The sequence below is a fragment of the Wolbachia endosymbiont of Drosophila tristis genome (assembly GCF_028981745.1).
Lineage (GTDB): Bacteria > Pseudomonadota > Alphaproteobacteria > Rickettsiales > Anaplasmataceae > Wolbachia > Wolbachia pipientis.
This window is the reverse complement of the sequence record NZ_JAPQLN010000044.1, coordinates 1-10713: the sequence shown is the minus strand read 5'-3', so window position 1 is coordinate 10713 and position 10713 is coordinate 1. Positions and strand designations below refer to the sequence as shown.

Annotated in this window: 11 protein-coding genes and 1 pseudogene; 8 read left to right on the top strand and 4 right to left on the bottom strand. The window is 32.9% G+C overall.

Going from position 1 to position 10713, the window contains the following annotated elements; all coding sequences use genetic code 11:
- The coding region (locus OZD64_RS01365) for a PD-(D/E)XK nuclease family transposase (RefSeq protein WP_274999169.1) at positions 1–330 on the bottom strand (330 nt) is incomplete at its 3' end.
- A gap of 219 nt (positions 331–549) precedes the next feature.
- A complete protein-coding gene (gene apaG / locus OZD64_RS01360; RefSeq protein ID WP_274999168.1) occupies positions 550–951 on the bottom strand; it encodes a Co2+/Mg2+ efflux protein ApaG in 402 nt (133 codons plus the stop codon).
- A 96-nt stretch (positions 952–1047) separates the two neighbouring features.
- Here apaG and OZD64_RS01355 point away from each other — a divergent pair, with 96 nt between their 5' ends.
- Positions 1048–2112 (top strand): 5-(carboxyamino)imidazole ribonucleotide synthase, encoded by a 1065-nt coding sequence (locus OZD64_RS01355; RefSeq protein ID WP_010082017.1) that lies wholly within the window; start codon positions 1048–1050, stop codon positions 2110–2112.
- An 888-nt stretch (positions 2113–3000) separates the two neighbouring features.
- Here the strand turns inward: OZD64_RS01355 and OZD64_RS01350 are convergent.
- Positions 3001–4194 carry a bifunctional 2-C-methyl-D-erythritol 4-phosphate cytidylyltransferase/2-C-methyl-D-erythritol 2,4-cyclodiphosphate synthase gene (locus OZD64_RS01350; RefSeq protein ID WP_010963060.1) on the bottom strand — a complete coding sequence of 398 codons (1194 nt, stop codon included), beginning with the start codon at positions 4192–4194 and terminating at the stop codon, positions 3001–3003.
- A 263-nt stretch (positions 4195–4457) separates the two neighbouring features.
- Between OZD64_RS01350 and OZD64_RS01345 the strand changes: the two genes are divergently transcribed.
- From OZD64_RS01345 to OZD64_RS01315, 7 genes are all read left to right on the top strand, one after another.
- On the top strand, positions 4458–5522 hold the full coding sequence (locus tag OZD64_RS01345; protein ID WP_010963061.1) for an AI-2E family transporter: 1065 nt from the start codon (positions 4458–4460) through the stop codon (positions 5520–5522).
- A 129-nt stretch (positions 5523–5651) separates the two neighbouring features.
- On the top strand, positions 5652–6287 hold the full coding sequence (locus tag OZD64_RS01340; RefSeq protein ID WP_006280257.1) for a DnaA ATPase domain-containing protein: 636 nt from the start codon (positions 5652–5654) through the stop codon (positions 6285–6287).
- Between the two features lie 205 nt (positions 6288–6492).
- Positions 6493–6663 (top strand): hypothetical protein, encoded by a 171-nt coding sequence (locus OZD64_RS01335; protein WP_007549057.1) that lies wholly within the window; start codon positions 6493–6495, stop codon positions 6661–6663.
- Positions 6653–7639, top strand: a complete 987-nt coding sequence (locus tag OZD64_RS01330; protein WP_274999167.1) for a tyrosine recombinase — start codon at positions 6653–6655, stop codon at positions 7637–7639. The genes OZD64_RS01335 and OZD64_RS01330 overlap by 11 nt, the downstream gene beginning before the upstream one ends.
- Positions 7640–7694: 55 nt before the next feature.
- Entirely contained in the window at positions 7695–8420 is a 726-nt protein-coding gene (locus OZD64_RS01325) for a lysophospholipid acyltransferase family protein (RefSeq protein ID WP_010963063.1), read from the top strand.
- Between the two features lie 51 nt (positions 8421–8471).
- On the top strand, positions 8472–8741 hold the full coding sequence (gene rpsT / locus OZD64_RS01320) for a 30S ribosomal protein S20 (RefSeq protein ID WP_010081981.1): 270 nt from the start codon (positions 8472–8474) through the stop codon (positions 8739–8741).
- Positions 8742–8821: 80 nt separating this feature from the next.
- Positions 8822–10072, top strand: coding sequence for a citrate synthase (locus OZD64_RS01315; protein WP_274999166.1), 1251 nt, complete (start codon positions 8822–8824; stop codon positions 10070–10072).
- Between the two features lie 189 nt (positions 10073–10261).
- On the opposite strand, the pseudogene OZD64_RS01310 reads toward OZD64_RS01315, so the two are convergent.
- Positions 10262–10446, bottom strand: a pseudogene (locus OZD64_RS01310) (IS4-like element ISWosp8 family transposase); the annotation flags it as partial.
- Positions 10447–10713: the final 267 nt, after the last annotated feature.

Sequence of the window (10713 nt, the reverse complement as noted above, 5' to 3'; positions counted from 1 at the left end):
AATAAGCTTTAGAATCCTTTCAGTTTCTTTCTGAATGAATTCCTCTCCTTTTAAACAATATGACCGAAGGCTTTCAGGTCGCACCATTTCAATCACATACCTAGCCCCACTAGAGTCCCTGCAAAGAACATCAACTATACTGTGCTTATCAGAGGCAATTTCAGGATCCATTATAGTACTGAGGAATTCCACTTCTTGTATAGTATTTATCTCGGTAAACCCTAAAATATCATTCAAAAAATGTATGAGAATATTCTTATTTTTTTCAGTGCCAAATATTTTTTTGAAGGTTAAATCCAGCTTAGGGTCGAGAAACTTAGATAAAGCCATAGCCAAAGTGCTTAAAAATATTAATAATTATACACTATTATTAACAATTATTCAACCATATTTTTGAAGATAGCTATGCCGCCGCGAACCGTCATACCGCGATTCATTCGCGGTATCTTAGCATAGATCCCGCTAACAAGTAGCGGGATGACGATTGTGTATCGTGCTTTGCTAAAAATCACAGAATGCAGTCTGGTTACAAATAAACTATTTTGACAGTTAATGGGGTCTAGTTTTGATGTATGGACTATCCAAAGAAAAGGGTGGTATCATAACTTCAAAAACTTTTATGCTTTCTTCATTCAGAAATTCATACTTACCCCGCATTATTCCTGACGGTACATTTAAGTATGTTCCACTTGTGTATTTAAATACCTCTCCAGATTTTATCACAGGTTGTTCTCCGATAACACCAACTCCGGCAATTTCATTTACTTTTCCCTTATAATCTATTATTTGCCAATGACGACTTAACAATTGAATAGTTGATTGGCTTTTGTTTTTTATCTTAACGTTATACATCCATACATAGCAATTTTCATAAGGAATGGATTGCTCTTCAATATAAATTGGTAAAACTGTAACTTCAACAAAGTTGGTAGTTAGTGTGTATTCTATCATTATAAAATATTCATGATAAGAAAATAGTATTTTAATTATATACTTTTTTCATAGATTTTGCAAGTATACTTTAATTAGGAAATATCAATTTATAGTATGAATGAACCAGATGCGCTGAGCAAAAAAGTAATAGGAATAATAGGTGGTGGACAATTAGGTAAAATGACTGCTATCGCTGCAACAAAACTTGGACAAAAAATACATGTTTTTGCCAGTGCTAAAGACGATCCAGCTTGTTCTATTGCTGATGATTTCACAATAGCAGATTTCTCTGATAAGAAAGCGCTTGAATCTTTTGCACAGAGTGTGGATTTGGTCACTATTGAGTCTGAAAATATTCCATGTAGTGCAATTGATATCGATGTAAATTTTTATCCGGGTAAAAAAGCGTTACACATTGCGCAAAATAGGCTTAGAGAGAAAGATTTCATTAGAAGCTTGAGTATAAAAACTGCTGAATACAAAAGTATACAAAATTATAATGAGCTACTGAAAAGCAGTAGAGCTTTTGGCTATCCAACAAGGCTGAAAACAACAGAAATGGGTTATGATGGAAAAGGGCAATATGTGCTTGAGAATGATTCTGAAGTGAAGCAATTTGCTTCCTTTGATTGGAATACAGAGTACATTCTTGAAGCAAGTGTTGATTTACTGAAAGAGGTTTCAATAGTCGTTGCAAGAGATAAAAACGGTAAAGTAGCTTTTTTTCCTATAGCAGAAAATTACCACGTTGATGGAATACTTGATACTTCAACAGTGCCAGCTAAAATAGATAGTAAATTAACTCAAGAGGTACAACGAGCTGCAAAGAAAATAGCAAATGCGCTTGATGTAATAGGAATTCTGGCTATTGAATTTTTTGTTACTAAGGATAACGAATTGTTAGTTAATGAACTAGCTCCAAGACCTCACAATTCTTGCCACTGGAGCTTGGATGCATGTAACGTTAGTCAATTTGAACAGCTAGTTAGGATAATATGCGGGCTACCTATGCAGGAAGTAGTATTACGCTTTCCTTGTATGACGAAAAATATAATAGGTAATGATATATATGATTCTCATAAGTATTTGAGCAACGAAAAAGCTAGTTTAACCATATATGGGAAAAAAGAGGTTAGGGATAAGCGTAAAATGGGACATGTCAATATAGATTTAAGTTAACAGTTTTTCTACGTCATACCGCCACAACTGTACGAACATTGTGATATGATGAGATGTTACATAGTAAACGGTGTCATTCTAGCACCTCTTTTCCCGTCATCCCGCTGCTTGTTAGCGGGATCTCATTTTACTTTATGAGGGTATCATCCAAGTAGCCCCTTTCTCGTCATCCCGCTGCTTGTTAGCGGGATCTCATTTCACTTTATGAAGGTGTCATTCGAGTAGCCTGACTACTTGGATCCAGGAATTTTATTAAGTTGGTAAGCATAAAAGTGGCTGATCTTATGTTAAAACACAACGTTCTTGATGAGATTACAGCAAGGCTGGATTCCAGCGTCAGCTACTTAAATGACAGCAGTCCTACGTCATGCCGCCGCGGTATCTCTAGATCCCGCTAACAAGTAGCGGGATGACGATTGTCGTTTAGCCATAAATGTTTAAGAAATTTACCAAACGAAAAAAAAGGCAAAAGAAGCCCCGTGGTTGGCTAGTTACTTACATTATACTTTCAAGTATGGCGTTTTTTTATTCTAAACGTTTAATAACCGCGATTCATCTGCTTTTAAGCCGCAACTAATCTAAATTATAAACATTAAGAAATTTACTAAACAGAAAAAAAGGCAAAGAAAACCTAGGGTAGCTAATTACTCACTATCCATTTTTTAAGTTGGCGTTTTTTGATGTTTTAAATGCTTTATAAGCGCATTTTAGCTTGTATAGCTAGAAATCTGATAAAGACATAAGGTGCACATAGTGCAAAAAATTAAACATGAGACGCCAAATACGTTGAGTTTTTTTGTCATTTAATCTGTACAGAGAAGATAAATAAATAGCTTCAGTTGCATGATAAGGGGGCTGGCGAAGGGTGTCAAGTAAGTTTTTTCGTTTCTATTTCCAATAAAAGTTTGTATGCAATAACACAGAAGCATGCACTGCTATTCCTTCATTTCTTCCAATATAACCTAATTTCTCTGCAGTGGTTGCTTTGATATTTACAAATTCATCATCAATTTCTAATGCTTTTGATATGAATTTCTTCATTTCTACTTTGTAAGGCGATATTTTAGGCTCTTCACAAACTATAGTAATATCTAAATTAGACACGCTGTACCCTTTTTCTTTTGCTTTTTTAGCAGCAAAGTCAAGAAAGTGAGATGAATTGCAATCTTTCCATTCAGAGGAACTAGGAGGAAAGTGCTCTCCTATGTCGCCACATCCCAGTGCTCCGAGTATTGCATCAACGATTGCATGTATTGCAACATCACCATCAGAGTGCGCTTCTATTGCCATGTTGTGTTCAATTTTCACACCGCAAATTTTTATAAAGCTTTCAGCACCATTTTGAACTTTAATGAACTTATGTATATCATAACCGGCTCCGACACGAAATTTTGGCTCTTCAAAAAGAAGCTTTGCCATATTGATATCCTCTTTTGTGGTTAACTTAAAATTGCTTTTCTCACCTTTAATAATCGCAACATGTTTTTTGTGCTCTACCATTAGTGATGAATCGTCAGTAAATTCTTTGACTGATTGATGGCATGATAATAATTCTTTGAAATTAAAAATTTGAGGGGTTTGTATGGCTCTGAGCTTTCCTCTTGAAATCGTAGATTCAATAAAACTATTACTCACCAATGACATAGTGTCTTCAACTTCTATTGCTGGAACTACTCCTGTATATTGATCATTAATCATAGATTCAACCAAGTTATCTATCAGAACATCTGACACAAAAGGCCTACAAGCATCGTGTATAACTACAAAATCTGGGTTAATTTTTTGTAAGCTTTCAAGCCCTAGTTTAACTGAACTTTGCCTGTTTTCTCCTCCGTATACAGGGCTTAGTAATTTAGTGTCTGTAATTAGTGATATAGCTTTCTCATAGAAACTTTCATGGTCTCTATTAATTGCTATTCTTATGTAATCTATATATTGGTTAGCCAGAAATCTTTTAATTGTATGAAATAAAACAGATTTACCTGCCAGTTTTATATATTGCTTAGGAATCGTAGAATTGCATCTACTGCCTACTCCCGCTGCAACTATTAATGCTGCTATTTTGTATTTCTTAGCGCACATATTTCTTTTTGTAGAAGCTTTCCTCTCTATCCAAGATTCTTTCCGAAAAATAAAATTTCTGACATCATATAAAAGTTACTTCCCCTATTAACTAGCATAATTATAATAGCAAAAGAGATATTTAGAGAGCTCAAAATCTATCTTTGCCTGCGGATTAAACAACTAAATTTTAGTAAAAAATGATAGTATTACAAATCGTAAAATACTTTCAACATAGGAAAAATAAATTGCATATTTTTCAGTAAATTAGCTATGCTAAACACATGCAAAAACGTCATATAACTATTTGTTTCATACTGCTTTTTATAATAGGGATGTTATTCCTGATGCGTCCTATGATTTTTCCATGTTTAATATCTATTATTATTGCATATTTGTTTAATCCGCTAGTAGTCAAGTTTGAAAAGTATAGAATACCACGTTCATGTTCTGTAATTTTTATAATACTTATTTTATTAATAGCTTTTATACTAGTCATAACATTTGTTTTACCTATTATATATGTTCAAATTACTTCAATATTAAATTTCTTAGTGAGTAAAGTGCCTTCATTAAAGTTTAAAGTAATCCCCTCTGTATTAGAATTTCTTAATATGAAAATCGAGGATAGCTTATTTGATCATTTATCTAAAAATCTAGCAGAAAATTACAGCAACTATGTATCTTATTTCATGAATGCTCTTGATATTGCTAGTAACTTTATAATCCAAGTGTTAAGTTCAAGCTTTAACACGGTATCATTAATGGTGATTACTCCTGTAGTGTTTTTCTATATATTACGTGATTGGCCTTTAATTATAGAAAAAGCTAGTAAATTAATCCCTATTCCTTACAGAGGAAAAATTGCAGATTATTTTTCCAAAGTGGATTTCATTATATCTAATTATCTAAAGGGGCAGGTAAATGTATGTATTGTCATGATGGTCTTTTACTCTGTGAGTCTGAGCATAATTGGATTGGAACACTCTATTGTTATTGGAATTTTATCAGGAATGTTAACGTTCATACCTTACGTAGGGCCATTATTATATACCATTATTGGGTTTTTGAGCGCTATCACTCAATTTAGTGGATGGTTTGAAAGTGCTGCTGTTTTGCTATTATTTGGTGTTGGACAATTAATAGATTCAAATATATTAGTTCCTTTATTAATAGGAAAAAAAGTTCATATACATCCAACTGTAATTATTCTGGGAATTACTATATGCGCTTCATATTTTGGATTTACAGGTATATTACTTTTTATTCCAATAATAGCAATGTTCAATGTATCAGTAGAATATGCAATCAATAAATATTTTAAAAGTGAGCTTTATAAAAACGGCTAACAGACCTTTTGCATAATCAATTTATGGTAAGAGGAGAAATGAGCCCAGAATACCTGACACATTTGAGGAGCGTAAGTAAATTTCTGCGCAAAAATTACTACCAGAAAGAGGTTACGTAAGAGGTTCAACGTGCAATTAAATTTATTTAACAACAATCAAGCTGATTATAGCCGGCAAAATTACATCATCTTAGATGAAAATAAGCACGTATATAATTCGGTAGTTAATGATTTATCTTGGAAATGTCTGATTCTTTTTGGACCTAAAAGCTCCGGTAAAACTCATCTTGCTCATATTTGGCAATCAATAAACGATGCAATCTTTATCAATGTGAATAACTTCGTAAGCGAGATTAGGTATAGCGATGCTTTTATTTTAGAAGACGTACAAAACATTAAAGATGAAGCCATGTTATTACATTGTTACAATTACATGAAAGAAAACGACAAGAGGCTGCTAATCACTTCTTCAATTTCACCAAAAAAGCTTAACTTCAAACTAAGAGATTTAAGTTCTCGAATATTATCAACTATCAGCGTAAAAATTTTGCCTGCAAGCGAGGAATTATTAAGAATTATGCTAATAAAACGATTTTCAGATAAACAGTTAAAAATTGATTTAAAAGTGATTAATTATATTTTAGCAAGAATAGAACGTTCTTTCTATAGCATTGATAAAATTATAGAAAAGATAGATAATGAATCTATAGGGTCAAATGTGACCGTTCCTTTTATTAGCACTTTATTAAAAAAAGATGCCATTTGATTTCTTCTTTTGTAAAGGTGTATATTAAAAATTTATTAACACCCATAACACTAACGTAATTGGAATCTCTACCTGTCCATGTTAGAATTATAATCAATGTTATGTTATAATAGATATAGATAGATACAGCTAAGAAGTATTCTATATTTATAGTAGAGCTCACTTTATAAGGTGTTTTTTATAGATTTAACGTTATAATTTAACTATGATAAGAGTAAGATTAAATTTAAGAAAAAGGTTAAAGCAAAAGTTTGTGATGTTCACTCTATTGATAAATGCTTTATTTGTCTCATATTTTCTCATAAGAAACACAGGGAACACTTCTAATCAAATTATAGCCAAAGAAATAAATATAGGAACTGATAATGAAAAATAAACAGTCGCAAAATAAAAAAGAAAATCTTTACATAACATATTACATAGATGCTTTAGCTTCAGAGAGGTCCGCTGCACAAAATACTCTGGAAAGTTATCGTTCGGATTTACACCAGCTTGAAGAATTTTTATTGGAAAGCGGCACTACCTTGGTTGGTGTAAACAAAACCAATATTAAAGATTATGTGAAATCTTTATGTACACAAAAAAAATATAAAAGTAGCTCTATATCAAGAAAAATATCCGCTATGAAAAATTTTTACAAGTGTCTATTTAATGACGGAATAATAGATTTTAATCCAGCGCCGGCTAATGATGCTGAATTAAAGAATCCAAAAGTTTCTCGTCCTTTGCCTAAGTATTTAAGTGTCGAAGAAATATTTTTGCTAATGGACACAGTGAGAAAATCAGCAAGCGAATCGAATAAAGAGATAAGCAGTAAAAGGCTATGTGCGATTTTAGATATCCTTTACTCTTCTGGAATGCGTGTTTCTGAACTAATTAGTATGAAATTATGTGAAGTGTCACATTTAATAAACAGTAATAACAAAGAATGCTATATAATAATAAAAGGAAAAAGTGGTAGAGAGAGGCAAATTCTTTTTAATGAACAAGCATTGCAGAGCCTTAGAAATTATTTATCAGTTCGTGATAATCTGATCTCTAAAGAAAAGGAATCCGATTGGCTATTCCCAGGTGATAAACCTAATAAACCAATTACAAGGCAGAGGGTCGGTCAATTAATGAAGGAGTTGGTAAGAAAATGCAATATTGATGAAAATAAGATCTCTCCACACGTGGTTAGGCATTCTTTTGCTACCCATCTACTAAATAGCGGAGCAAATATTGTGTTGATACAGAAAGTTCTTGGCCATACTAACCTTTCTACAACACAAATATATACTCATATTGCTAACGAAAAGTTAAAGGACAAATTAGCTGATTCGCATCCTATTACTCAGATGATCAATAATTAAATTTATTGTTTTTAATTTGTAATAAAGTTAAATTTAAATAAATTTATGTGAGTTTGTGATTTCAAGTTTATTGTTTAATTTCTTTCTTATATTATGGGAGGTATTCTATACTTTCATTACTCTCCCTGTAATTTTCTTTTCTGAGTGTGTAATAACCATTTTCCTCGTCTGTTCGGTGAGAGTTGTATTATTCATGCTGCGTTTATTATGTGGCATTAAATATGAAGTGAGGGGAATGGAAAACATCCCTAAGCAACCTTTTATCATTGCATCTAAACACCAATCTCCATTTGAAACATTTATTTTTATACTACTATTTAGAAAAGCGGTTTTTATTTTAAAACGTGAATTGAAATGGATTCCATTCATTGGTTTGCATCTTATAGCGCTGAAAATGATTTTTATTAACCGTTCAGATGGTATCAGTTCTATACGCCATATAATCAAACTAGCAAAAATGCGTATAAAAGAAAATAGAAGCATAATAATATTTCCTGAAGGTACAAGAACAACTATAAACCAAAATATAAAATATCAACCAGGTATTGCTGCTTTATATAGCGTATTATCTGTTCCTGTGTTACCGGTTGCTTTAAACACTGGTTTGTTTTGGCCAAAAAGCATACTTTCTCTGAGAAAGAATCCCGGAAAGGCAGTAATAGAAATATTGCCCCCAATATATCCTGGGTTAAACAAAAATGAATTCTTGCAAAGTTTAGAAAAAATTATTGAAGAGAGAAGCAGTAGATTAACCATAGGAAAAACTGATATTGCAAATTAACAAAAAAACTTTATAATTAAAAGAAAAGTACAGTATTTTAGGTATTAATATATGGCAAATCATAAGAGTGCTAAAAAAATGATAAAGGTAATAGCAAAGCGCACTTTAATAAATAAGATGCGGAAAAGTAAAACTCGCACTGCTATTAGAAATTTGGTTGATATAATCAAGTCTGGCGACAAAGAAAATGTTGTTCTGGCATTTCGGAATGCTGAATCTAATTTACACAAGTGTGTGAATAAAGGTGTTATTCATAGGAATACCGCTGCGCGTAAAATAAGTCGCTTAAATGCAAAAGTAAAAGCATTGATGACCGCTTAATACGGTTAATGTAAAGTTAACTGTATTAATATATACTCCTCAGTTTGTATATTCTGTATAAAATTTAAGTAGCTTAAGTGATGGATAAAAAAGTGCTATTAGAACTAAGTAATGGATTAAAAATCGAGCTACCTGTATTAAGCGGAACAACAGGTCCTGATGTGTTAAATATCAAGGATTTATATAAGATGACAGGATTATTCACTTACGATCCAGGGTTTGTTTCTACAGCTTCATGCTCTTCTACAATTACATTCATTGATGGAGATGAAGGAGTTCTTAAATATAGGGGACATAATATAGCTGATTTGGCAGAGAATAATAATTTTACTGCTGTGATTTATTTATTGCTCTATGGTGAATTACCCAGTTCAGAGCAACACAAAAAATTTCTTCTCAAAATACAAGAATCATCCAAAGTATCAGAGCAAGTTACAAATGTAATTAAAGCATTTCCAAAAACTGCTCACCCTATGTCAATCTTAGTTGCATGTTTTGCAAGTTTGTCAGCATCTTATCATGAAAAGCATGGCAACAATGTCAATGGTGAAGACCTAGATTTTGGAATTTCTGCAATAGCGCAAGTTTCCACAATTATTGCAATGATTTATAGGCATATCAACAATCAGGAATTCATAAATGCTAACAATGAATTAAGTTACAGTGAAAATTTCTTAAAGATGATATTTGGCGATGCTGTTGATAATGATAAAAGCGCCCTTTTTGCAAAAGCTCTGGATAAAATATTTACTCTCCATGCTGATCATGAACAGAATGCTTCTACGGCGGCTGTCAGATTGGTGGGATCGGCTGGTTCTAATCTGTTTGCAAGCCTCTCTGCAGGAGTTGCTACACTTTGGGGACCAGCACATGGTGGAGCTAATGAGGCAGTTATAAATATGCTAAAAGAGATAGAGCAAAGTGAAGATATAGATAAATTCATCGAAAAAGCTAAAGATGATAAAGATCCATTTAAATTGATGGGATTTGGACATCGTGTTTATAAAAATTATGATCCGCGCGCGCGTATATTGGAAGGCGCTTGCCATGAGGTTCTAAGTAAACTAGAACAAAATAATGAACTGCTTAAAATTGCAAAAAAACTTGAAGAAATAGCTTTAAAGGATGAATATTTTATCGTGCGTAAGTTATATCCAAATGTTGATTTTTACTCAGGTATAATAATGAATGCTATTGATATCCCCTCAAATATGTTCACGCCTATTTTTGCACTTGCAAGAACCACTGGTTGGGTTACTCAGTGGTATGAAATGATAAATGATAAAGAAACTAAGATCTGTAGACCAAGGCAACTCTATTTTGGTAAATAAATTTATTTTCACTTCATTAGACTTCTTGCATAACCCAAACTAAGTAGAAAAAAGGTGTCATCCGAGTAGCTGACACTGGTTCCTTTACGACGGAAGTGTCCAGAGGTGTCATTCCAGTCTGGAATCCAGAAAAAAGGATGGTGTCATTCCGTATCCGTTCAGCCAATGGCGTCAACTTAAGAACTTTCATTAGCAAACTCTCCTAAAGACATGATGGCGTTTAGGCTTATCTACTTTATTGCGGCTGTCCCGGTCGGATTTTAACTTTAGCGCGTATACTTAAAAAGGGCTTGAAAGTTTTTTGGCGCAATAAGTACCTGATAGAGTTTCTGCCTCATTACACCAAATAAAACTGAAAAATTTAAACGATACTCATACCAATTCTCATTATTAGTGAATCAAATAAGCGATATTGTAGAGTTATTTAATTGTGGGGTGAGAAAGAAAGGCAATAGTATGGCTTTTTTCCCATTGTTATCTATCCGTTTATTGTGCAGTGGGAATTGGTATCAGTAATTTGATCTGGGTTCCAAGGCCCTTGTGCATCACACATATGAAGCGATAATATATTGCACATGACCAAGTTTGCCCAAAATTCTTGTAATACAGCCTCTCCAGAAAAATTCTCTAACTCTGCTCCT

Bases quoted from the DNA above. Each gene is read 5' to 3' on its own strand.
- apaG (WP_274999168.1), bottom strand. From the start codon at position 951: ATGATAGAATACACACTAACTACCAACTTTGTTGAAGTTACAGTTTTA.
- OZD64_RS01355 (WP_010082017.1), top strand. From the start codon at position 1,048: ATGAATGAACCAGATGCGCTGAGCAAAAAAGTAATAGGAATAATAGGT.
- OZD64_RS01350 (WP_010963060.1), bottom strand. From the start codon at position 4,194: ATGTGCGCTAAGAAATACAAAATAGCAGCATTAATAGTTGCAGCGGGA.
- OZD64_RS01345 (WP_010963061.1), top strand. From the start codon at position 4,458: ATGCAAAAACGTCATATAACTATTTGTTTCATACTGCTTTTTATAATA.
- OZD64_RS01335 (WP_007549057.1), top strand. From the start codon at position 6,493: ATGATAAGAGTAAGATTAAATTTAAGAAAAAGGTTAAAGCAAAAGTTT.
- OZD64_RS01330 (WP_274999167.1), top strand. From the start codon at position 6,653: ATGAAAAATAAACAGTCGCAAAATAAAAAAGAAAATCTTTACATAACA.
- rpsT (WP_010081981.1), top strand. From the start codon at position 8,472: ATGGCAAATCATAAGAGTGCTAAAAAAATGATAAAGGTAATAGCAAAG.
- OZD64_RS01315 (WP_274999166.1), top strand. From the start codon at position 8,822: ATGGATAAAAAAGTGCTATTAGAACTAAGTAATGGATTAAAAATCGAG.